General features: G+C 35.8%; 23 protein-coding genes. 13 read left to right on the plus strand and 10 right to left on the minus strand.

Annotation, left to right across the window (positions count from 1 at the left end; translation table 11 throughout):
* Window positions 1-55: 55 nt before the first annotated feature.
* The 3 genes from dnaN to gldF all read right to left on the minus strand — a co-directional run bounded on the left by dnaN (window position 56) and on the right by gldF (window position 3,941).
* On the minus strand, window positions 56-1,186 hold the full coding sequence (dnaN, locus tag GQR60_RS06005; RefSeq protein ID WP_124992070.1) for a DNA polymerase III subunit beta: 1,131 nt from the start codon (window positions 1,184-1,186) through the stop codon (window positions 56-58).
* 298 nt (window positions 1,187-1,484) lie between these two features.
* On the minus strand, window positions 1,485-3,197 hold the full coding sequence (gene gldG / locus GQR60_RS06010) for a gliding motility-associated ABC transporter substrate-binding protein GldG (protein ID WP_124992071.1): 1,713 nt from the start codon (window positions 3,195-3,197) through the stop codon (window positions 1,485-1,487).
* Between the two features lie 12 nt (window positions 3,198-3,209).
* The gene (gene gldF, locus GQR60_RS06015; RefSeq protein ID WP_124992072.1) at window positions 3,210-3,941 is read right to left on the minus strand and encodes a gliding motility-associated ABC transporter permease subunit GldF; all 732 of its coding nucleotides are present in this window, start codon (window positions 3,939-3,941) and stop codon (window positions 3,210-3,212) included.
* A 195-nt stretch (window positions 3,942-4,136) separates the two neighbouring features.
* Here gldF and GQR60_RS06020 point away from each other — a divergent pair, with 195 nt between their 5' ends.
* Window positions 4,137-5,246, plus strand: coding sequence for an acyloxyacyl hydrolase (locus GQR60_RS06020; RefSeq protein ID WP_124992073.1), 1,110 nt, complete (start codon window positions 4,137-4,139; stop codon window positions 5,244-5,246).
* Window positions 5,236-5,979 (plus strand): GIN domain-containing protein, encoded by a 744-nt coding sequence (locus tag GQR60_RS06025; protein WP_160463428.1) that lies wholly within the window; start codon window positions 5,236-5,238, stop codon window positions 5,977-5,979. The genes GQR60_RS06020 and GQR60_RS06025 overlap by 11 nt, the downstream gene beginning before the upstream one ends.
* Window positions 5,980-6,002: 23 nt before the next feature.
* Here GQR60_RS06025 and lpxB read toward each other — a convergent pair whose 3' ends face one another.
* The 3 genes from lpxB to surE form a co-directional block, all read right to left on the minus strand.
* Window positions 6,003-7,130 carry a lipid-A-disaccharide synthase gene (gene lpxB / locus GQR60_RS06030; protein WP_124992075.1) on the minus strand — a complete coding sequence of 376 codons (1,128 nt, stop codon included), beginning with the start codon at window positions 7,128-7,130 and terminating at the stop codon, window positions 6,003-6,005.
* Between the two features lie 96 nt (window positions 7,131-7,226).
* The gene (locus tag GQR60_RS06035) at window positions 7,227-7,526 is read right to left on the minus strand and encodes a hypothetical protein (protein ID WP_124992076.1); all 300 of its coding nucleotides are present in this window, start codon (window positions 7,524-7,526) and stop codon (window positions 7,227-7,229) included.
* The gene (gene surE, locus GQR60_RS06040; RefSeq protein ID WP_124992077.1) at window positions 7,510-8,292 is read right to left on the minus strand and encodes a 5'/3'-nucleotidase SurE; all 783 of its coding nucleotides are present in this window, start codon (window positions 8,290-8,292) and stop codon (window positions 7,510-7,512) included. The genes GQR60_RS06035 and surE overlap by 17 nt, the downstream gene beginning before the upstream one ends.
* 344 nt (window positions 8,293-8,636) lie before the next feature.
* On the opposite strand from surE, the gene pheT reads away from it, so the two are divergent.
* The 9 genes from pheT to GQR60_RS06085 all read left to right on the plus strand — a co-directional run bounded on the left by pheT (window position 8,637) and on the right by GQR60_RS06085 (window position 17,041).
* On the plus strand, window positions 8,637-11,087 hold the full coding sequence (gene pheT, locus GQR60_RS06045) for a phenylalanine--tRNA ligase subunit beta (RefSeq protein WP_124992078.1): 2,451 nt from the start codon (window positions 8,637-8,639) through the stop codon (window positions 11,085-11,087).
* A 211-nt stretch (window positions 11,088-11,298) separates the two neighbouring features.
* On the plus strand, window positions 11,299-11,844 hold the full coding sequence (locus GQR60_RS06050; RefSeq protein ID WP_124992079.1) for a DUF4395 domain-containing protein: 546 nt from the start codon (window positions 11,299-11,301) through the stop codon (window positions 11,842-11,844).
* Between the two features lie 680 nt (window positions 11,845-12,524).
* Window positions 12,525-13,268, plus strand: a complete 744-nt coding sequence (locus tag GQR60_RS06055; RefSeq protein ID WP_124992080.1) for a hypothetical protein — start codon at window positions 12,525-12,527, stop codon at window positions 13,266-13,268.
* A 334-nt stretch (window positions 13,269-13,602) separates the two neighbouring features.
* Complete coding sequence (locus GQR60_RS06060) at window positions 13,603-13,899, plus strand: ArsR/SmtB family transcription factor (RefSeq protein ID WP_124992081.1); 297 nt, start codon at window positions 13,603-13,605, stop codon at window positions 13,897-13,899.
* Window positions 13,900-13,992: 93 nt separating this feature from the next.
* Entirely contained in the window at window positions 13,993-14,229 is a 237-nt protein-coding gene (locus GQR60_RS06065) for a thioredoxin family protein (protein WP_124992082.1), read from the plus strand.
* 11 nt (window positions 14,230-14,240) lie between these two features.
* Window positions 14,241-14,708, plus strand: a complete 468-nt coding sequence (locus GQR60_RS06070) for a nitrophenyl compound nitroreductase subunit ArsF family protein (protein WP_124992083.1) — start codon at window positions 14,241-14,243, stop codon at window positions 14,706-14,708.
* Window positions 14,709-14,817: 109 nt separating this feature from the next.
* Window positions 14,818-15,522 carry an aromatic aminobenezylarsenical efflux permease ArsG family transporter gene (locus GQR60_RS06075; protein WP_124992084.1) on the plus strand — a complete coding sequence of 235 codons (705 nt, stop codon included), beginning with the start codon at window positions 14,818-14,820 and terminating at the stop codon, window positions 15,520-15,522.
* A gap of 15 nt (window positions 15,523-15,537) precedes the next feature.
* Window positions 15,538-16,575, plus strand: a complete 1,038-nt coding sequence (locus GQR60_RS06080) for a permease (RefSeq protein WP_124992085.1) — start codon at window positions 15,538-15,540, stop codon at window positions 16,573-16,575.
* A 43-nt stretch (window positions 16,576-16,618) separates the two neighbouring features.
* On the plus strand, window positions 16,619-17,041 hold the full coding sequence (locus GQR60_RS06085) for a thiol-disulfide oxidoreductase DCC family protein (protein WP_124992086.1): 423 nt from the start codon (window positions 16,619-16,621) through the stop codon (window positions 17,039-17,041).
* A 72-nt stretch (window positions 17,042-17,113) separates the two neighbouring features.
* Here GQR60_RS06085 and GQR60_RS06090 read toward each other — a convergent pair whose 3' ends face one another.
* Complete coding sequence (locus tag GQR60_RS06090; protein ID WP_124992087.1) at window positions 17,114-18,208, minus strand: 6-phosphofructokinase; 1,095 nt, start codon at window positions 18,206-18,208, stop codon at window positions 17,114-17,116.
* Between the two features lie 239 nt (window positions 18,209-18,447).
* Between GQR60_RS06090 and GQR60_RS06095 the strand changes: the two genes are divergently transcribed.
* A complete protein-coding gene (locus tag GQR60_RS06095; protein WP_124992088.1) occupies window positions 18,448-18,945 on the plus strand; it encodes an O-acetyl-ADP-ribose deacetylase in 498 nt (165 codons plus the stop codon).
* On the opposite strand, the gene GQR60_RS06100 is transcribed toward GQR60_RS06095, so the two are convergent.
* The 3 genes from GQR60_RS06100 to GQR60_RS06110 all read right to left on the minus strand — a co-directional run bounded on the left by GQR60_RS06100 (window position 18,942) and on the right by GQR60_RS06110 (window position 21,690).
* Entirely contained in the window at window positions 18,942-19,376 is a 435-nt protein-coding gene (locus GQR60_RS06100) for a rhodanese-like domain-containing protein (protein WP_124992089.1), read from the minus strand. The two genes, GQR60_RS06095 and GQR60_RS06100, sit on opposite strands and share 4 nt — an antisense overlap.
* 94 nt (window positions 19,377-19,470) lie before the next feature.
* The gene (locus GQR60_RS06105) at window positions 19,471-19,938 is read right to left on the minus strand and encodes an HAD family hydrolase (RefSeq protein WP_101309329.1); all 468 of its coding nucleotides are present in this window, start codon (window positions 19,936-19,938) and stop codon (window positions 19,471-19,473) included.
* 114 nt (window positions 19,939-20,052) lie between these two features.
* Window positions 20,053-21,690 carry a DUF3078 domain-containing protein gene (locus tag GQR60_RS06110; RefSeq protein WP_124992090.1) on the minus strand — a complete coding sequence of 546 codons (1,638 nt, stop codon included), beginning with the start codon at window positions 21,688-21,690 and terminating at the stop codon, window positions 20,053-20,055.
* Window positions 21,691-22,174: 484 nt separating this feature from the next.
* Here GQR60_RS06110 and GQR60_RS06115 point away from each other — a divergent pair, with 484 nt between their 5' ends.
* Window positions 22,175-23,554, plus strand: a complete 1,380-nt coding sequence (locus GQR60_RS06115; RefSeq protein ID WP_124992091.1) for a tryptophanase — start codon at window positions 22,175-22,177, stop codon at window positions 23,552-23,554.
* Window positions 23,555-23,569 lie beyond the last annotated feature (15 nt).

The following is a 23,569-nucleotide window of genomic DNA, read 5'->3' on the forward strand; positions in this document are numbered from 1 at the left end:
ACAGAGCTTTACGTTCTGTTGGGTTATTTTATTTCGTAATCATATAAGTTTTTGCTTAGGCATTAATCATCATTGGCATTAACAACATCAACACATCCTCGTCGGCATTATCATTATCGTAAGGCAGGAAAATACCTGCTCTTGTTGGATCAGATAGTTCGACCATAACATTTGAGGACGAAATATTAGACAAAATCTCTAACAAAAATACCGATTTAAATCCGATTTCCAGATCCTGTCCTTCATACTGGCATTGTAATCTTTCTCTTGCTGATATTGAAAAATCAATATCCTGAGCAGAAACAACCAATTCATTTGCTTTCAATTCAAATTTAATTAGGTTACTTGCCGGATTTGAAAATACAGAAACCCGTCTTAATGTATTATATAGTTCAACCCTGTCGATCGTTAATTTATTAGGATTGGTTTTAGGAATAACCGAGTTGTAACTTGGATAGTTTCCTTCAACCAAACGACAAATCAACTTGTAATTCGACAAAGTAAAAAAGGCATTTTTCTCATCAAACTCTACGCGAACAGGATTCGTTTCTTTCGGAAGAATATTACGCAATAGCGATGCTGGTTTCTTTGGCAAAATAAACGATGATTCAACCTCGGATCTTCCGTCCAGTCTTTTGTAACGAACTAATTTATGAGCATCAGAGGCCACAAAAGTAAGGTCGTTATTTCCCAATTCTACAAAAATCCCGTTCATCACCGGACGAAGTTCATCATCAGCCGTTGCAAACAATGTTTTGTTGATACCAGTTAATAGAACTGAACCTTCAACCGAAATATTCACCAAATTAGTTTCCTGTTTTGCAGGAAGTTTTGGAAAATCTTCTCCGTTCTGACCAACAATACTAAACACCCCGTTTTCGGAAGTAATTTTCACTGCCAAAGAAGTCAGATCAATATCGAATGTAAGTGGTTGCTCTGGAAATTCTTTTAAAGTATCAGTCAAAATTTTAGCTGGAAAAGCAATTACCCCTTCGCCTACCGAAGTCTCTAATGGAATTGTAGTAATTAAGGTAGATTCTAAATCCGAAGCAGTAGCTACCAATTGATCATTTTTTAATTCAAACAAAAAATTGTCGAGAATAGGTAAGGTATTCTTACTACTAATAACACGACTAATTGCCTGTAAATGACTTAACAATTCTGTACTTGATACTACAAATTTCATTTGCATAATATTTTAAAATTAACCAAAAATTCAAAATCAGGAACCCTAACACAATAAATATTCAATTGTGGCAAAGGACAAATAATAAGTGGTGAATATACAAATTTATTAAGGAATCCTGACAATCTTCATTCAAAAAACAAAGCTGGTTCCAGTAAATAAAATCACTATTTAATTGAATGGATGTCATTTACCCTTAATACTCTTTATTGCACCACAATAAAAATCATAAAAATAAAACTCAGAATAAAAGAAGACCTTCTTAAACTTTACTTTAGCGGCGACAAAAATAGTATTTCTAAGCAATATTTGAGTCAACCGATGACGCAAATTTTCGTTTTCTGACATAGAAACGAACAAGCCCAAAAACAAGAAGTAGAATTAGAGGTAGTAACACATTCACAAGCTGCCAAAACAATCTTTCCGATCTAATTTTGGTTTTGTTCAGCATTCTTAATTTCACTTCCCTTGACCGTAATTGCATCCATCCATTATCATCACACAAATAATCAACACAGTTAAGTAAAAAATTTCTATTGCCATATGTTGACTTACTATATCTGTCGTATCCCAAAGCTTCAATCTGGCGATTATTCCCCACTCCTCTTACCCTGTTCTTAATTACATCACCATCCGATATTACAATCATTTTAGTTGGCACACTTTCCGGTTTAAAATCATTTTTATTGATTCCTTTCCAGATTCTATTCTGAAAAACAGATGGAAATATCCCTTCTAATAAAACCGCAATATTTTTTGATCCGGCAGGAAAGTCGGATGCCTCCATTTTTTGATTTACAATATTCAGGCTAATTGGTTTGGGAACTTTTTCAAGCCTTGTATATTCTGAACTGGCCAACAAAACCTGTTTTTTTATCTGTTTGTTATCACCTACAAAATCAATCGAATTTGCAAACTCAGCTTTTATCACATTTAATTTTCGTGTGATTGGATGAGAATCGGGAGCTGCCAAAAGCGGTGAGTAATACCAAGGAGCCGGCGTAAACTTAACTGGCTGACCAGGTAAAGCTGTTTGCACAGGAATCAGCTGACTCTGAACATCCATTACTAAATCAGGATTAATTCTGACTCCATATCTAAACAATTGGTCTTCCATATTTAATGGCTGAAAAAAGGCCATTGTACTCTCCTTAGTCACCAAACTATCCATCGAAGCAATCACCTCATCAACCAGCCACATCACGCGTCCGCCATTCATCACGTACTGATCGATCTGATATTTATCTTCTTCGGAAAACTCCTTACGGGGTTGTGCAATTACCAAGGCTGAATACCTATTTTTTTTAATATTTAAATCCTTAGCATTAATTCTATTCACTTCATAACGCTGCAGAAGAGAAGCTGTAAAATCAGCCACTTCATACTCTCCCAATTCACCATGTCCGGTAAGAAATGCTATTTCTTTTGGAATATTATTCTGTAACATTCGAATGGCCGAGGTCAGTTCAAACTCCAGCTCCTCAATGGAATGATTTAAATTTTGGTCGGATGATAAACCAGCCACACTTTTTAACAAATGAACACTAGTCTCCTTCTCTCTGTCATGAACAATAATTCCAGGAACCACCAACTTCTGATTTAAGCTGCCGTCAGTGGTTTTCTCCTGCAGATTAATTGGCTTCAAGCCTCTACTCACCAATTGATCAAGAAATTCTTTTCGTTTTTTCGGATTAGAAACATCATTAGGATTGATCAAAGAATACAATATATTAACATTGGAGTAAGACGAAAACTCATCAATCATTTCCAGGCAGGCCTTTTGCAGTTTTGTGAATCCATAAGGTAAATCTCCAGAAAGGTACACTTCAAAATATAAGTCTTTCTCTAAATGAGACACTAATTCCTTAGTATTATCCGATAAAGAATATCGTTTTTCGGAAGTCAAATCCAAACGAAAAAAATACATTTGTAAAACTTGAATAACAATTACCAAAGCCAACAGTGATATCAGCAATTGAAAAAGGTCTTTTAATTTTCTATTTCGTACCATATCTAAATTCAATTACCATTTTCTGCTCTTAAGAACTGTCCGCGTCAGCAAAAGAAAAGCCGTTATAATCCCTATAAAATACAGCAAGTCCCGGGAATCAACAATTCCTCTTGAAATGGATCTGTAATGTTCATTAATTCCCATCGAAACAATCAGGTTTTGCAAATATTGCATGCTGTTAATCTCACCTATATAATCGAAACCAATAAAGAAAATGAAACAAAACACCAAAGCCAATAAGAAAGCAACAATCTGATTATCTGTTAATGAACTGGCAAACACACCTATCGAAACATAAACTCCTGCCAATAAGAACAGGCCAATAAAAGATCCCCAAAATGCTCCGGAATCAATACTCCCAGCAGGACTGCCCAAATAGTAAATGGAGTAGTAGTAAACCAGACAAAACAATAGAGAAAATGTAACAACAGCAAGACCTGCAAAATATTTTGCCAACACAACTCCCATATCGGATATTGGACGAGTCATTAAAAGTTCAATTGTACCCTGTTTTTTCTCTTCTGCAAAAAATCGCATGCATACTGCCGGTATCAAAAACAAATAAATCCAGGGTGCCATTTCAAAAAGAACATCCAAATTCGCATATCCTGAATCCAAAGGATTTGAATTGCCCGGAAAAACCCAAACAAATAATCCTGTTGCAATTAAAAATATGGAAAGAATTAAGTACCCGGAAATTGAACTGAAAAAAGTCCTGATTTCCTTGCTAAGCAGTGGCAACATATATTTAGGTTCTGGTTAAAAATTCTTATTCTACAAATTTGCAAAATTATTCCAGTTGAAAAAACTCTTTGCGAAATCAATTTAACTTACATAAATTTGATCCGTGATTACAAAATTCAATTGAAAACGATACTTTTTCGGATAAATTCTAAGTTAACATTTAACAATGAGCTTTGATGAAATCAATACCATAAAATGAAAAACTACTTTCTCCTTTTTATATTTTTTCTTTTCTGTAAAACTGCATTTACCCAGGAAAAAAACAATAAGGACATATTCACTACTACTATTCGATATCATTACGGAGTGGTTATGCCTCATCATAAATCCATCAGCTATTTAATAAATGATCAAATTTCTGCCGTAGAATTAAATATGGGTTACATACCATCAAATGAAAAGAACTGGGCTAAGTTGTACAAACAACCTGAAGTTGGCCTTGGATTGTATCATGGCAGTTTGGGTAACAATAAGGTATTGGGGAATGTAACCGCTGTTTTTCCATACATAAACTTCCCCCTATCGCGAGGTAATAAATGGGAAGTGAACACACAATTAGGAATTGGACTTGGTTATACAAAAAAACACTTCGACCCGGTTAAAAACTACACAAACCTGGCCATCGGCACCAAATTCAATGCTTTTTTTAAATTAGTTGCTCAGGGAAGCTATTCAATCAATTCTAAATGGGGAATTAATGCGGGACTTGGATTCAATCACATTTCAAATGGTGCAATTAGTGCTCCCAATAAGGGACTAAATATTTTAACAAGTAATTTTGGGGTAAAGTACTATTGGAATGAAAAAAGCCGAAAATCATTCACCCCGGCAGTAATAGAAGAGAAATTGCCCGATGAATTTGTATTGATTTGGGGCAATGGAATTAAGCAGGCTTCGGAGAAAGATCATCACAAATATTACACATCCAGCTTAACAGGGAATTATTCTTTCGGGATTAATGCAAAACAAAAAATAGGCTTTGGAATTGATTTATTTTACAATAAAGCAGCCAACAGAGGAAAATGGGATTTTGAACCTGAGACAGACTTTGAGAATCGTTTTAGTCAAGCAATTTTTATTTCTCATGATCTTGTTATAGAGAAATTTAGTATCATTGCCAACATCGGCGTTTACACCTATTATAAAACTGAGCCTGAGAAACCTATTTATACGCGACTTGGCATTCGTTACATACTCAATAAGCATTTAATAACCAGTTTGAGCTTAAAAGCACATATGGGAAAAGCCGATTATATAGAATGGGGAATCGGGTATCGAATCAAAAAAGACAAAAGTGAAAAATAAAATTTACATATTCGTTTTATTACTTCTCACACTAACATCTTGTGAAACCCTGAATCCTTTTGAGGATGAAGGAGAGTACACGGTAAAAAGGATTGATCTGCCTGAGATTTCCAGTATTAAAAATCTCAACACATTCAAAATAACATTAGTGAAAGATGAAGAAGAATTTCTTCTGTTAAAAGGTGGTAAGAACATTATTTCGAAAGCGTCTGTTGTTATAAGCGATCAAAACCTTACTATTGATCATTCTCATAAAAACAATCTTAAAATTTTTGATTTAATCGAAGCTGAAATTCATTTAAAAGAACTCAAACTAATTACAGCAAATGCTCCGGCTTCTTTTTCCAGCAAAGGAGTATTAAGTGGAAATCGATTGGATATCGACATCACTTCAAAAAGTGAATTGATAGAAATGAAGCTGGATTTAAAGTATGATTTCCTCGATTTTCATTCTTTTGGAACGGCAGCAGGAGGATATGAATTTAAAGGCATTTGCCCAACTTCAAATTATGTATTGAACGGCATTATCAACATTAAAGCTTCTGAGTTACAAAGCAAAAAAGTAAATCTGGCACAAAATGGAATTGGCGAAGCGCATGTTTGGGCCGAAAACGAACTAAACGTGACCATTTACAGCAGCGGAGACATGTATTACAAAGGAAATCCTGCTGTTACAATCAGTCGGATACAAGTTAACAACCAAAGTCCTACAGCTAAGGTATTGCCGGAATAGCATGCTACAATTTGTCAGCTTTTCTACCGCTGCAGATCTTCGTAAATCATTTTAGCAAAGCGTGCTGATGCTCCTGCGCCACCTAACTTTTCGTTTAACAGCTGATAATTGTAAAGCATTTGAATACGGTACTCTTTATTGAAAAGGATTTGATTCAGTTCCTGTGTTATCATCTCTTTATTGCAAGTATGCTGAATCAGCTCTTTTACAATCAATTGATCCATAATTAAATTAACGAGCGAAATGTACTTCACCTTTAAAAGCCGCTTCCCGATTGTAAATAACAACTTCCCTCCTCCAGTTAGATAACAAACTACCTGAGGAATACGAAGCAATGCCGTCTCCAAAGTTGCAGTTCCCGAAGTAACAACAGCGGCTTTCGCTTGCTGCAGTAAATCATAGGTTTGCCCATAAACAAATTGCACATTTTGATCGCCAACCACAGAAGCATAAAATTCCGCATCAATTGATGGAGCTGCTGCAACTACAAACTGATGATCAGGAAAAGAATCTACACATTCCAACATAACAGGCAACACCCGCTCAATTTCCTGCTTACGCGATCCGGCAAGTAAAGCAATAATTGGTTTTTCACCCAGTTTGTTCCTTTTAATAAAATCAGGGAAACCTTCCTCTTTGTTCGGACGATTCTCAATGGCGTCTAAAAGTGGATTTCCACCAAAACTCACCTCAAAATTGTGCTTCTGATAAAATTCAGTCTCGAAAGGAAAAATGGTAAACATCCGATCTACATAGGCTTTAATCTTCTTCACCCGGGATTCTTTCCAAGCCCAAATTTTAGGCGAAATGTAGTAATGAACACGAATCCCATGCTTTTTGGCAAATTTTGCCATACGCAAATTAAATCCTGGGTAATCAACCAAAATCAAAACATCCGGATTAAATCTCAGCAAATCTGTTTCACAAAGAGAAAAATTCGCTTTTATCTTTCCCAGGTTTTTCACCACAGTCAAAAAACCCATAAAAGCTGTTTCGCGATAATGCTTTACCAGTTCACCACCCTGTGCCAGCATTAAATCACCTCCCCAAAATCGAAATTCAGCTTCCGGATCCTGAATTTTCAATTCTTTCATTAAATTCGATGCGTGAAGATCTCCCGATGCCTCCCCTGTGATGATATAGTATTTCATTTTTCAAAATAGATTTGAGAAGTAAGATTTAAGAACTGAAATAATTTACACGTCACTGTCTCATATCTCACTTCTAACATCTTATATCTATACAAATTACATCCCAAAACGGAAAATCATGATCGCGAATGAATACAAAATAGTTGCCAGTAATACTCCTCTGGCTGCTTTTAGCAGATCCGTTTTGATAAAAAGAAAGAAGAAAACAATGTTCCCAAAATACACTCCAAGTGCCATTACCTTTGTGTAAATTTTATGAACTAACAAGCTATCGACAAACGTCTCTAAGCTCATCTCGGCTTTAAATCTGACAGCAAAGACAAGAAGAATTGAGAGAATAGGAACCAAAATCCCAATAATCAATCCCAAAGGGGTTGAATTAATCCTGGACTTCATAATTCCATTTTTTTAAATTCTCTAATAAAGCGTGTGCTGTCATATCAATTTGAGTTGGAACCACCGATGCATATCCATTTTTAATGGCCCACTCATCGGTTTCCTCATTATTAGGCTCTGCATTCTTAAAATGTCCGGTCAACCAGTAATAATCTCCTCCAAAAGGATCTTGTCTGTGGTCAAATTCCTCATTCCACCTGCCGGCAGCCTGCCGACACACACGAATGCCTTTGATCTCATCTTTAGGGAAATTCACATTTAAACAAACACCGGTTGATAACCCATGCTGCAACAAATTAGCGAATATTTTACGGCCATACTTTACTGATTGGGTAAAATCAGCATCAGCATCAAATACATTTAAGGAAAATCCGATGGATGGAATTCCATTGATGCAACCTTCGATAGCAGCGCCCATTGTACCGGAATACAAAACACTTACCGATGTATTTGCGCCATGATTAATCCCTGAAACCAGAAAATCAGGTACTCTTGGCAAAATCTTATTCAATGCGAGCTTAACACAATCAACAGGAGTTCCTTTACAACTATAAATATGAAGGTTCTCCTCATCCCGAACTTTCTTAATTCGAATAGGAATCTCAACAGTTATGGAATTCGATTTACCGGAATTTGTCCGATTTGGCGCTACCACATAAATATCGCCAAAATCTTTAACCATAGCCACCAAAGCCTTTATTCCTTTGGCATTAAGGCCATCGTCATTCGTTACAAGTATGATTGGTTTCTCTTTCAGTTCGCTCATAGTTTTGTTTTGATAATTCTACAAATATATTCGAATTCGGGGCAATAATCAATTTCCTGGAACGATAAATATTTTAACCGCAAAGGAAACGCCAAGGATTTTACAAAGGAACACAAAGAAGGTCTCTTAATGTCTTTACATTCCCTATGCATTACTTTGAGTATAATGAGTAAACGAATGTCTTAGTGCTTAATTCATTTTCTTAAAGCTTACTAATTTAAAGCCTCTATCCCACTTGTTACTTGGAGGTAAAATTTCTACTTTTGTAAGCTTGTAGAATAAGGTGAAGTAAATGCATCACTTTATCCATAAATTTGAAAACTATCTGATAAAATACACATATAATGAAGGTATCGTACAAATGGCTTAAAGATTACATTGATATTGATCTTACACCTGCTGAAATGGATGACATTCTAACTCAAATTGGTTTGGAAGTTGGTGGAATCGAAAAAATCCAATCCATTAAAGGTGGCTTGGAAGGTTTGGTTATTGGTGAAGTGAAAACTTGTATTCCCCATCCAAATTCGGATCATTTGAGCATAACAAGTGTTGATGTGAATGGCGAAGAATTATTACCAATTGTTTGTGGTGCAGCTAATGTTGCAGCGGGACAAAAAGTGGTAGTAGCCACAGTTGGAACTGTTTTGTACGATGGTGATGAAAGCTTTACCATTAAGAAATCGAAGATTAGAGGCGAGGTTTCACTAGGTATGATTTGTGCCGAAGACGAAATTGGTGTTGGTACAGGTCACGAGGGAATTATGGAACTTCCTTTGGAAGCTGTTGTAGGAACACCTGCAGCTAAGTATTTCAATGTGGAAGACGATATTGCCATTGAAATTGACTTGACTCCTAATCGTATTGATGGTGCATCTCACATTGGTGTTGCCAGAGATTTGGCAGCTTACTTAAAGCAGCAAAAAGCCATAGAATATAAAATGCCTTCGGTTGAAGCTTTTAAAGTTGAAAACAACAGTACTCCAATCGAGGTTGTTGTTGAAAACCTCGAAGCTTGTCACCGTTACTCAGGTGTTTGTGTAAGTGGTGTTACCATAGCAGAATCACCGGAATGGCTGCAAAACCGTTTGAAAGCAATTGGCTTAAAACCGATTAACAACATAGTGGATATCACCAACTTTGTATTGTTTGAAACCGGTCAGCCATTGCATGCTTTCGATTACTCGAAAATAGCAGGGAATAAAGTAATTGTAAAAACACTGGCTGGTGGAGCGCAATTTACAACTCTTGACGAAACAAAAAGGGAATTGAACGAAAACGACCTGATGATTTGCAACGCTGAAGAGCCGATGTGTATTGCAGGTGTATTCGGAGGATTAGAATCGGGTGTTAGCGCATCAACTACTTCTGTATTTCTTGAAAGTGCTTATTTCGATTCAGTATCTGTTCGTAAAACGGCTCGTCGCCATGGTTTAAATACTGATGCTTCTTTCCGTTTTGAACGTGGAACTGATCCCAACAATACCATTTATGCGATGAAACGTGCAGCTCTTTTAATTAAGGAGATTGCAGGTGGCATCATTTCATCGGAAGTGATTGATATTTATCCGAACCCGGTTGCCGATTTTAAAGTTGAGGTAAGCGTTGATCGTATCGAGCGTTTAATCGGTAAGAAAATTGGTAAGGAAACGATCAAAAACATTTTAACAGCTCTTGAAATCGGTATCGAAAAAGAAGATGATGATACATTGAACCTGTTGGTTCCTCCATACCGTGTGGATGTAAAACGTGAAGCCGATATTGTAGAAGAAGTATTGCGTATTTATGGTTTCAACAATGTTGAAGTTCCCGGTAAGGTAAATGCATCATTAAGCTATGCTCCAAAACCAGACGAGCACAAATTAAGAAATACCATTGCAGATCTGTTGTCGTATTCTGGTTTCAACGAGATCATGAACAACTCGCTGACCAAAGCATCTTACTACGAGAACTTGGAAAGCTTGAAACCAGAGAATACTGTTCGTATTTTCAACCCACTTAGTTCCGATTTAAATGCGATGCGTCAGAGTCTCCTTTTTGGTGGACTGGAATGCATTGCTTACAATATCAACCGTAGAAATATGGATTTAAAATTCTATGAGTTTGGTAAATCGTACCAACACTTTAAGAATGAAGAAAACGAAAATCCGGTTGACAACTATTTCGAAAAAGAACACCTGAGTGTTTTCATGTGTGGAAATAAAACTGCTGCAAACTGGAATTTAAAAGAAGAGCCAACTAACTTCTTCCACATAAAGGCATTTACTGAAAATGTTCTGAAACGCTTAGGATTCCAGATTGATAAATTAAGAATTAACGAGATTGAAAACGACCAGTTTACCGAAGGCTTAAGCTACGGCGTTAAGAAAAAGGTATTGGTTGAAGTTGGAATGGTAAGCGGTAAAATTCTAAAAGAAATGAACATTGATGTTCCTGTTTACTATGCTGATTTCGATTGGGAAACTTTAATTGGAGAAGCAACTAAAAACAAAATTGCTTACACCGAGATACCGAAATATCCTGCCGTAAAACGCGATTTGGCTTTACTCATTGACAAATCAACCAGCTTTGCTGAAATTAAAACCATCGCTTTCAACTGCGAGAAAAACTTATTAAAATCTGTTTCTCTGTTTGATATTTACGAAGGTGAAAAACTGGGCGCAGATAAAAAATCGTACGCAGTAAGTTTCATTCTTCAGGACACTGTAAAAACATTGGAAGACAAGCAGATTGATAAGATTATGCAGAAACTGATTAAGAGCTACGAAAAACAATTGGGAGCTCAGATTAGATAGTCTCACACAAATATTTATAGAGCCGGTTTCCTTTTGGGAGCCGGCTTTTTTATTCCTGAAATGAATTATAATCTGCAGCATTCATTCCTATTTCTAAGATAAATCCCACGACAATTAAAAGCTACTTTAACATTTGCTTAACTATTTACATTTAATACCTACAGGTATTTTTATTATTTTGCAGATCGATTATAAATAAAAATACAAGAAGATGTCAATAGTGAGTTTTGGAGAACATGTAGACGGAATTGGCTACAAAGTTTTAAACGAGAGAGAAGTTCGGGCAAGTGCAGGTATCCTATTCATAATGGGATTGGTTGCTGTTGTTGCCGGAGTATTTTTTCAAAATTATACGCCAATTCCTTACGTTTCTGGATTTATGATGCTAAGCTTCCTGATAAGCGTGTTTATTAATCCTAAATACGCTCCTTCGAATATAATAGCCCGATTGATTGTGCTAAAACAAGAACCAATATACATTGGAGCCGTGCAAAAAAGATTTGCATGGAGTTTAGGATTGGCCATTTCATCGGTCGTATTCTTTTTATCAATTCCTTTGCAAAGCGACCCAACAATTTTTGAATCGGTTTGCATGCTTTGCCTGCTCTGCATGCTTTTAATGTTTGTTGAAACCGCATTTGGTATTTGTGTTGGCTGTCAGCTTTATTTTCTGGCCGTTAAACTAAAATTGATGAAACAACCGGATGTAAAACCGAACTGCATGGGCAATTCCTGCGAAGTGCAAACTGCAGAATAAATACAAATTAAACGACGATAGAAAGCCGGTTTCCTTTTGGGGAGACCGGCTTTGTTTATTATCAAAATCCGCTTTAATTAAATTTTAGAACGATCGAGTCTGAAAAGTAAAACAGAACCAGTTAGTTCGCATCTTTTTCAACCAAGATATCACAGAACAAAAACATTTTAAAAAGCTTATTTCCAGATTAATTTTGCCTTACCCCTCTATTATTGCTAATTATTTAAGGGCGTGTCTCTCAATTCTTCGGATCAGGCTTTCCGTTGCAACTCCTCGTCCCAACGCATCAGGCCAAGTCAAACTGCGTGGTTTTCACTTCAATCCTTCACGCAAATCCGTCTCAAAATTTAAGTTTGTGCAAAAACTCACACCTATTTAATATGATGCGCATAGAGGTTCAATCAAGCCAGTAGAACGTAAACAAAGTAAAACTTGTGCATTTCAATAATTTTAACAAATCACTGGCAATCGGGTTCAAAAGAAGAGCAATAAACACTTGCTGCCCATAATTTTTCGCTCCTGCTCCCTCCTGCGAACACCAAAGCCTTAAAGTCTGATCATAAAAAGCTATAATTTATTGGCACAAGCTTTTGTTTTTAACATATCTTTTCTAATTTCAAAAACCAAAATGTTTTATTTAACAAGCCAATTGATAATTCAACCCGAAAAAAATTTAATAAATGGCAAACGTGACAACGACAAAAACAATTTATGAATTGGTTCTTGAAATTTCTGAAAACAAGATTATTTCACCAACTATTCCTGTAGATATTACCATTGGCGAGGCCGGAATACTTCACCAAAATGCAATAGAAGACAAAGCAGAGCTTTTGGCAAAAGGGGTAAGCGAAGATTCAATTAATGAGCTTCCTTTGAGAGCTAAATTTTTACAAGAACGGCAATCAATATGGACTGCAGTTTATCAATCAGCCTTAACCAGCAACAAAGAATGGGAAGCAAAAATTAATGAAGCCAGCCAATTGCATAGGGAATTAAAGTTCGATTTTAAGTTTGCCTACAGAAACCACCCGGATATTCTGAAAAAACTGCAAAATATATTGAGAGGCAGTGGTCATATGAATTTGATTCAGGACATGAGCGACTACTATGCATTTGCCAAACAATATCCAGAACCTTTGGCCACGATTCTATTTGATACGACTAAAATTGACCGCTCGAAACAACTGTCGCATGAGCTGCACGAACTAATGAACCGGGTTAATGGGGTGAAAAACAGCAAAAAAAGACCGGAAAAACAGCTTCGCGACAAAGCCTACACCTATCTGAAACAATTGGTTGACGAAATTCGTGCCTACGGGAAATATGCTTTCTGGGACGACAAAGAAAAACAAAAGAGATATTCGAGTGAGTATATAAGAAGTAAAAACAAAAGGAATAACAAGTTAACTGAAATAAATAACTAGCTAAAAAGCCTAAATCTGCTGACCTAATTTACATCAGGAATATAATTTAAATATCAGAAGCACATTTATACGAATCAGTAGTCAATTTTAACAATCAGGAGAATCAATTTAAGCATCAGGGATATAAAAAAATCCGATAGATATTTAAAATTTACATCAGGAATACCAAAAACTCCAACAGAAATATGAATTCAACCAATTGGAATCATTTTCTACATATTATAGTACTGTGACAAAAAAAACAACAGATAAACATTAATTTCTCCCATCAAAATTTTGCTCTTTTAAAATTTCCCTTTACCTTCGTTTCGTAGTTTTACGAAATACGAAACATATGGAAGTAAAAGAGTTCTATTCCACCGATGAAAAACAATTGGCCCGATTTGCCAAAGCCTTGTCGCATCCTGTGCGCATTTACATTTGCGATTTACTTTCGAAACAAACCTGCTGCTACAGTGGCGATTTGGCAGAGGAAGTTCCCATTGCCAGATCAACCCTTTCTCAGCATTTAAAAGAACTAAAAAATGCAGGTTTAATTCAGGGTGAAATTACCCCTCCTAAAATTAAATACTGCCTGAACAAAGAAAATTGGGCTATGGCTCAAAAATTATTTAAAGAATTTTTCAAGTAATAGATGTGAGATACCGGATATGAGATTTCAGACTCAATCTCCTCTCCCGCTCTCTTCAAAGCAAATTACGATTAACACAAACAAAATATTATTATGGAAATTAAAGTATTAGGTCCGGGCTGTAAAAAATGCGTCACATTAGCCGAAGCAGCCAAAAAAGCAGTAGAAGAACTTGCAATTGATGCAAACATCACGAAAGTGGATGATATGGTAAAGATTCTATCTTATGGTGTGATGTCAACTCCGGCTCTTGTTATCAACGAAAAAGTGGTAGTGAGCGGAAAAGTCCCTTCAGTATCTGAAATCAAAGAATTTATTCAAAACGCATAAACATTTATAAAATGAAAAACCTGGCATTATATAGTCTACTGGCAATTGGTATTAGCTTTACTTCTTGTCAATCGAATACAAAAAAAGAAACTGCAAAAGCAGAAACCAAAGTTGCCTGCACTAATGATTGCAGTAAATGTGAAAAATCTGCAGAAAGTAAATTAACCACGCAAAACGTTGAAAACGCAGGTATCTATTATTTTCATGGCGACAGAAAATGCAAAACGTGTAAAGCTGTAGGCGAAAAAGCAAAGGAGATTGCAGAAAAAATGAATGCAAAATTCTTCGATATTAATCTGGATGAAGAAGGAAATGAAGCTTTGGCTAAAGAATTTCAGGCATCGGGCTCTTCCCTTTTCATTAAGCACAGCAAATCAGGTGAAATTGAAAACTTAACCAATTTTGCATTCCGTACTGCTATTAACGACACCAAAGCTTACGTTGAAAAACTGGAATCTACCTTAAAAGCCGATATGTAATTTCTATTCAATATTGACTTGATTGAAGAAATATTGATGACACACGGCAATATAAATTGTGATGTGATTAAGATATATTGCCGTTTTTATTTTCAGAAACAATTGCAAAATGGAATATTTAGATCAACTTTTATCCCAAAGCAACTTACCTGTTCTTTCAGCATTCCTGCTTGGCCTTATGACTGCAATTAGTCCATGTCCTTTGGCCACAAATATTACTGCAACTGCATATATCAGTAAGAATTTGGGGAACAGGAAAAAGATTTTTATCAGTGGTCTGATTTACACACTTGGCAGAGCTGTTAGCTATACTGTTTTGGGCATCATTTTGTATTTTGGGGCCAGTAAATTTAACATATCCTCATTCTTCAACGCCTATGGAGAACGATTATTGGGTCCGATTTTAATTCTGGTTGGAATATTTATGCTCGATATAATTTCGATCAATTTTCCAGGAGTTGGAAAACTAACGAATAAAATTAACGGTGAAAAAATTAAAGGAAGCTACTGGGGAGCATTGCTCTTAGGTATTGTTTTTGCACTGGCATTCTGCCCTTATAGCGGCATTTTGTACTTCGGAATGTTAATTCCTTTAAGCATTTCTCAACCCGATGGATTGTTTCTCCCAATAGTCTATGCCATTGCAACCGGTCTTCCGGTTATAATAATTGCTTATCTGCTTGCTTTCACACTATCGGGTGTAGGCAGTTTTTACAACAAGGTTAAAAGTTTCGAGTATTGGTTTAGAAAAGTGGCTGCTGTCATTTTCATTCTATCCGGTCTCTATTTCACTTACATCTTTTTTATTGCTTAAAGGCTATCAATCACTATGATTAAATCAATACAAATCACAAATAGAAAGCAACTTCTTCTGGCTTTTCTTTTACTTCCCGTATGGTATTTATTGTATGCCAATCTGCAAAATATATCCGATTTTTTAATCGATACCGTTTTTCAGATGCAAAAAGGCACGCACCTTTCAGAAACCTTGCGCTTCTTTATTTTCGAAGTTCCTAAGGTTCTCCTGTTATTAGTCCTCATTATTTTTGGTGTAGGTATTATCCGCAGCTATTTCTCACCTGAAAAAACCAGAAACGCTTTGGCTGGAAAATCCACTTTCATGGGAAATATTCTGGCAGCATTGCTTGGTATCTTGACTCCTTTCTGCTCTTGTTCTGCAATTCCTTTATTTCTGGGATTTGTGGAGGCAGGCGTACCTTTAGGCGTTACCTTCAGTTTCTTGATTGCCGCACCAATGGTAAATGAAATAGCGCTTATTATGCTGGTTGGTTTATTTGGATGGAAAACTGCAATTATCTACACACTAACAGGTTTATTGATCGCGGTTTTTGCCGGCTATCTGATAGGAGTTTTAAAGCTTGAAAAATATATACAAGCCTGGGTTTTTGAAGTAAAAACAGGACAAACAAGTACAGATGAAACCAAAATGAACTTTTCGCATCGTATTAAGGTTGGTTTGGATACAGTTAAAGAAATTGTCGGTAAAATTTGGCTCTACATAGTTATTGGTGTTGCAATTGGCGCGGCGGCGCATGGTTACGTTCCTGAAGATTACATGGCTGCACTAATGGGAAAATCAGCATGGTACTCTGTTCCTTTATCTATTCTTATCGGGATTCCCATGTATTCAAATGCAGCAGGCATCATTCCAATTGTGAGCGTTTTAATCGAAAAAGGAGCTTCGCTGGGAACTTCACTTGCCTTTATGATGTCGGTAATTGGTTTGTCCTTGCCCGAAATTATTATCCTTAAAAAGGTATTAAAAATGCCTTTGATATTGGCATTTGTAGGAATAGTTGCTGCAGGAATTCTTTGTGTTGGATTTATTTTTAATTTTATCTATTAAGGGATGAACAATTTGTCTTGCAAACTGTTTTAGGAATAGTTATATGCAACATATCAAATCAGATCAAAATTATTCAGACCCTATCGTACTTTTCGATGGGGTTTGCAATTTATGTACTACTTCCGTTCGATTTTTACTTGCCTGTAACAGAAAAGAAAATCTTCATTTTGCATCACTTCAGTCTGACTTTGCCAGAGATTTACTGGTTCAATACAAACTTACCAATGAAGAACTTAGCACCATAATCTTCATCGAAAACAAGCAGATTTACACAAAAAGCTCCGCCGTTTTAGAACTAACGAAACATTTAATTTATCCTTGGAGAGCATTGTACTTCTTTAAGTTCGTACCAAGAATAATTACCGATTGGGTATACAATCTAATTTCAAGAAACCGATACAATTGGTTTGGTAAAAAAAACCAATGTATGATTCCAAAACCAAAGTGGAAACATCGGTTTTTCTGAGTAATTAAAACTCTTAAAGCATAAAAAAACCGGAATCCATAAGGACTCCGGTTATATATCTTAGCAAAAGAATTAGTCTCCGAAACAGATACCAACACCTTTTGCAGTTTTAACCAAATTAGCTTTTGGATCAACAAGATTTTGTTTTCCGATAGCTTCCGGAAGAGGAACACCAACAACCTCAGGATGACGATACGCCACCATTTGACCGAATTTTCCTTCCAACACCATCTCGAATGCCTTAACACCAAATTGAGTTGCTAAAACACGATCGTAAGCCAAAGGAATACCACCACGTTGCAAGTGACCTAATACTGTGGTACGAATATCAGCTTCAACACCAGCTTCTTTCAATTCAACCAACAAACGATCAGCAGCACCGCTTAATTTCAGGTTAGGATTTCCAACTTCAGTACTTTCAGCAGCTAAAGCAGCACCACCTATAGGCATAGCACCTTCAGCAACAACGATAATACCAAAACCTTTTCCTTTTAGGAAACGAGTATCTAATTTTTCCTTTACTTTTTTAATATCGTAAGGAACCTCCGGAATCAAACAAGCTTCTGCACCACCAGCAATAGCAGCACTTAAAGCAATCCATCCCGCATCACGTCCCATAGCTTCCAAAATAAAAACACGGTTATGAGATGCCGCAGTAGTTTTTAATTTATCAACAGCTTCAGTACAAATCTGTACTGCAGTTTGGTAACCGAAAGTAAAATCTGTTGCAGAAAGGTCATTATCAATGGTTTTAGGTACCCCAATAATGTTCAATCCTTTTTCGTAAAGAGCTTGTGAAATTTTCTGAGAACCATCACCACCAATACTAATTACTGCATCGATTCCCAAGTATTGTAATTTGCGAATCATTTCGTCTGAACGATCGGCAGAACCCCAAGAGCCATCTTTATTTTTAACCGGCCAAGCAAATGGACCACCCTTTGTGGTAGTTCCAATTATTGTACCACCTTGGTAGTGGATTCCTTTTACAGCAGCATCATCTAATATTTTTATTTCAGTTGGTTCTTTCAATATTCCATCGAAAGACTGAATACTTCCTACTACTTCCCAATCTTTTTCCTGAGCTGCACGTTTCACAACGGCGCGAATTACAGCATTCAACCCTGGGCAATCACCACCTCCGGTTGCAACTAATACTCTTTTCATAATTGTCAATTTAATATATTTCAATCAATTTGCTTGGCTAGCTCGGCTAAAGTAAAAATATTTTTTCAATCTCGAACAAACAATTTCACAATCAATGAATTGCAATCGATTTCGGGGTCATTTTTTATAATGAATTTGAATTATTAATTTTAAGCTAATCTCTAAATTTAAAAATTGAAAGCCTGTTTTGGAAATTATACGCTAAAAAAACATGATTTAAACGATAAGCCGCTGCAATTATGGAAATTTTAATTGAAAAATCAGATCTGACCAAATTACATGTTGATGCAATTGTGAATGCAGCTAATGAAAGTCTACTTGGCGGAGGTGGTGTTGATGGAGCTATTCATCGAGCAGCAGGATCTGAATTGTTACAAGAATGTAAAAAATTAAATGGTTGTCCAACGGGAGAAGCAAAAATAACAAAAGGATACCTTCTTCCGGCAAAGCATGTTATTCATACTGTTGGCCCAATTTGGAAAGGAGGAAATTGCAATGAAAAACAACTCCTCAAGAATTGCTACAAAAACAGCATCCGATTGGCCGAAAATTTAAATTTAGAAAGCATTGCATTTCCGAATATCAGCACTGGAGTTTATGGTTTCCCGAAAAAAGATGCCGCAGAGATAGCAATTAAAACAATTAAGGAAGAAGCGAAACAGCTAAAATCCATTCGCAAAATTATTTTTTGCATTTTCGATGATGAAAACCTTAACATCTATCAAAATTTACTTTAAACAAATATATCTTCCTCTACAATTTCAGGATAAGTCCAGTATTTGTATTTGCCCCAATTCAGCATTTGGGTATGTCCCTTTTCCTCTAAAAAGTTGATGACATTTTGAGATTTCAATGTTAAATCGCAGTAAAAAATCAGTTTGGTTCCCAATGGTATTTCAGAATATCTATTTTCAATTTCATCAAAAGGATAATTAAGAGCAGTGGGAATGTGTCCCAATAGAAAATATTCTTCCTCCCGGGTATCTACTATCCAAATATCATCAACAGGACTTTGAGTTAAAGCAAATAATTCTTCAGCTTTGCTGTATTTTTTTAATTCTCCACCATCAACCGAAATATATCCTGTATAATCAGGAGTATGAATAAAATACCAATAGATTCCAAAAACTATCGCAACAATTGAAACAATTAATAAAAACATATCCATATAAATATCATTTTTGCAAAAAGCACCCCATATTTTCAGCAAAACAAAAAAAAATCTCCCATAAGGAGATTCTAAATGTTTTAGCACGAAACAATTAGCGTTTCATGGTTGCTATAAATGTGTCTTCATCCAAAAAGAAGTCTAAGGCATCATTAATAGATGGAACAATTACATCCACATGATCAATCACATCTTTATGAATTCCTTCGCCCTGCAATGTAGCAATAGAAACAACCGACTGCACAAACAGCCCAATATCAATACGAGCATTTCCAATTGCAGCAACCTTGTTACTTCCTAATGAAAGCAATATATCTTCTTTTTCTCTCGAGTTATTAGCTTCGTAGTAGGTAATTCCGGTAGAATCAGATAATTCACGTGCGTTTCCTCTTTGATCAGAAGAAATCATCACAACATTTACTCCAAAGGATTGCAAACGCTGTATTCTTTCAATCACACCAGAAACAATTTCACCTTTAACCGTTAATGTTCCATTCGAATCAACAACTAATGTGTCAATCTCAATCTTTCCAACACCAGGTACTCTATAAATTAAACTCATCGATTTATACTTTAAATTTAGATCAGAAAATTAGTATTTTTTATAGTAAGTAAAAAAGGTTTTAAAACATCTTTTATATCAATAAAAAAAATTAATTGCCAGTACATTACTTCCCTAAAAGCGATAGCTGATTCCCACTTCAAGATTTTCTTTGAACTGGACTTTTGAACCTGTATCATCATCTGATATCAAATGAGTTGATAATTTTGTAGATATGTATTGATTAATTGGCATTACCAGAATCATCTCCCAGTCCACATCAATATTCTTAGGCTTATCCGAGTAATTAGAATATAAGGTCAGTTTATTTTCAACACTCATTTCATCCCAAAATACAAACTTGTGGTAGACATTAACATATGATCCGACTTCTTTTTTAACTTTTTTATCGGCATCTACTCCATAGGCCGTTTGATCAATATTACTTGTGTCTCTTACAATTGTATATTTTGCTGCTACCGGAGACAATAAGACTGACAATTTTTTACTTGGTTTATAGTCCATACCAATCGATGCGATAATGTAAGCAGGTGCAAAAAAAGATGATTTTAATATTTTTTCAGCATTATTTGGGTATGTATATCCTCTTACTGCCTGGGTTTTCAGATTAAACAGTGCTGAATAATACCATTTCCTAACAGCCTTTTGACCATACTTCGTCTCAAATTCAATACGATCCTCATTTTTTCGAAATCCATTGTCTCCCGACTTTAAAAGACCATACTTAACAGCTAATTTATTGTCCCAGGTATGATTTCCGTTTTTGTAGTTTGCGAATGCATCTATAGTTGATATGGTAGCAATTGAACTTTCGCCTCCTCCGGCCCAACTATCACTTACATGACCTTGATTAAAATAGAATCCAATAGTAGCACCCAATTTCCATTTTTGCGAATAGCGTTTGTACTTACCTAGTTTCGCTAAACTATACTGATCGCTTGAAATTTTCTCTTCCAGTTTCACCCTCGTTCCTCTCATTTTCGATTTCTGAACTGACTGCTGGTATACATCGTCATCAACAAGAATACGAACCGATCGATCTTTGGTATTCTGAACCCATATCCCAATAGAGTCCCTTTTGTTTTTCTTCAACCAAAAACGTTTAAAATCCTGTTTCCCATTATTAATCCAGAATTTAATTGAATCGTTCTGATAATTTTTCACGCCTAACAGAACCGAATCTCTGCTGATTTCCCTGATCCATTGATGAACCGGATCATTTTCAACATACTCAAACAACTCCTCCAATGCATGAGCCTTCCAAGAATCATCTGTATCTGTATCCATCTCATCAGGTTTTAATAATTCCGGCTGGTAACTCAACACCTTCTCCAACTTCATTTGTTTTTTTACTTTTCGGAGTGCTTCTTCAGTCTTTCGTGTTTCAATGTATTTCTTCAGGTAGTAAACCATATCCCGAATACTATCATTTTTTACGTATTGTAATAAAGTATTTACTGCATCCTGCACAGAATCAGTCTGATGTTTCTTTTTTGAATAATTCATTTCCAATTCACGAACGATAAATCGAAAACCCACATTATCTATATGGTGCAAAGGATCAACGAGTCCGTTTAAAACAGTATCATTGGAACAATACTTGATTGAATCAGCCTTATTTTGCTTCAATCTATAAGCAGATTTATCCAATTTTATTTTGTCAGGAAAAACAAAATCTTTCTTAACATTTCGTTGAGAAAAAGAAATTAATGACTGAAGCAAAATTAGCAAAACAAAAAAAACTCGAATCATAGGGCAATGATCTTTACTTCTTTAAATAGTTAAATGGCTAATGGAAAATCTTATTGAATAAGAAAAATGCCAACTAAATACGGCACATGCAAATTTGTTGAAATTATTTCTTTATAAAAAGAATAATGCTGTTCATTTAGGTTAAAAATTGTGAGTTTTTGGAGCTCTAACAAACTGCTCTCAAAAACAAACGTTTGCATAAAATGTCCTGTCTCCCTTTTTATTCAGCAGAATTTATTCTATTTTTGGCAGAAGTAGAAAATCAGAAACTATGGAAACAAAATATCAACTTCCAAAACTGACACACAAGGTCTACCTTAATATTAAAAACAGAGACGAGTTTCACTTCTAGATTCGCCTGAGGCATCCTACCTCAAATTTTTACGTATACATTTATCAAAGAGCACATAATTGATATGGGAGAATTATATCCTATAGATAATTACACAGCTATATACCACAATAAAACAAACAACGAAACATTATGAAATTACCATTCGCAGAATCATATAAAATCAAGATGGTTGAAACCATCAAAAGAAGTACTCGCGAAGAAAGGGAACAATGGCTTAAAGAGGCTAATTACAACCTTTTTAATCTAAAAAGCGATCAGGTATTTATTGACTTGCTTACCGATTCCGGTACAGGTGCAATGAGTGATAAACAATGGTCGGCAATGATGCTGGGAGATGAAAGTTATGCTGGTGCACGCTCCTACTACAAAATGAAGGAAGCTATTAAAAACATCATGGGATTTGATCATTTTCTACCTACTCACCAAGGCCGGGCTGCAGAAAATGTATTATTCTCGGTATTGGTTAAAGAAGGCAATATTGTTCCGGGAAACTCACATTTTGACACAACAAAAGGACACATTGAATTTAGAAAAGCAAAAGCTGTTGATTGTACAATTGATGAAGCTTTTGATACAGTAATCGATCATCCTTTTAAAGGAAACCTTGACCTTATTAAGCTTGAATCGGTTCTTTCTACTTATCCAAAAGAACAAGTTCCAATGATTATTGTGACTGTTACCTGCAATACTTCGGGTGGTCAGCCTGTTTCAATGGCTAATATGAAAGCAGTTAAAAAATTGGCCGAAAAATATGAAATTCCTGTGTGTTTTGACTCCGCTCGTTTTGCCGAAAACGCTTACTTCATTAAAACTCGTGAAGAAGGATATCAGGATAAAACAATTAAAGAGATTGTTAAAGAGATGTATACTTATGCCGATATGGCAACGATGAGTTCCAAAAAAGATGCAATTGTAAACATGGGTGGATTCATTGGGATGAAAGATGCAAACCTTTGGAAACAAGCATCTACCTACAATATCATGTTTGAAGGATATGTTACCTACGGAGGTATGTCGGGACGTGATATGAATGCACTGGCACAAGGCCTTGATGAAGGAACTGAATTTGAATATCTTGAAACACGCATTAAGCAAGTAGAATATTTAGGTGGCCGATTAGAGGAATTTGGTGTCCCGTTCCAAAAACCAATTGGAGGACATGCAATTTTTGTTGACGCCAAAAAAATCTTAGCTCACATACCAAAAGAAGAGTATCAGGCACAAACGTTAGGTTGTGAATTGTACTTGGAAGCAGGAATTCGCGGGGTTGAAATTGGTGCAATTTTAGCGGATAGAGATCCTGAAACCAGAGAAAACCGTTATCCTGCCTTAGAGTTGCTGCGTTTGGCAATTCCCAGAAGAACCTATACCAACAACCATATGGATGTTGTTGCAGTAGCTCTGAAAAATGTTTATGATCGAAGAAATGAAATTAAACATGGGTTTAAAATTATTGACGAAGCTCCAATTATGAGACATTTCACTGTTCAACTGCAAAAAATAGACTAATAAAAAATCAAAAAA

Source organism: Labilibaculum euxinicum, from assembly GCF_009795715.1.
Lineage (GTDB): Bacteria > Bacteroidota > Bacteroidia > Bacteroidales > Marinifilaceae > Labilibaculum > Labilibaculum euxinus.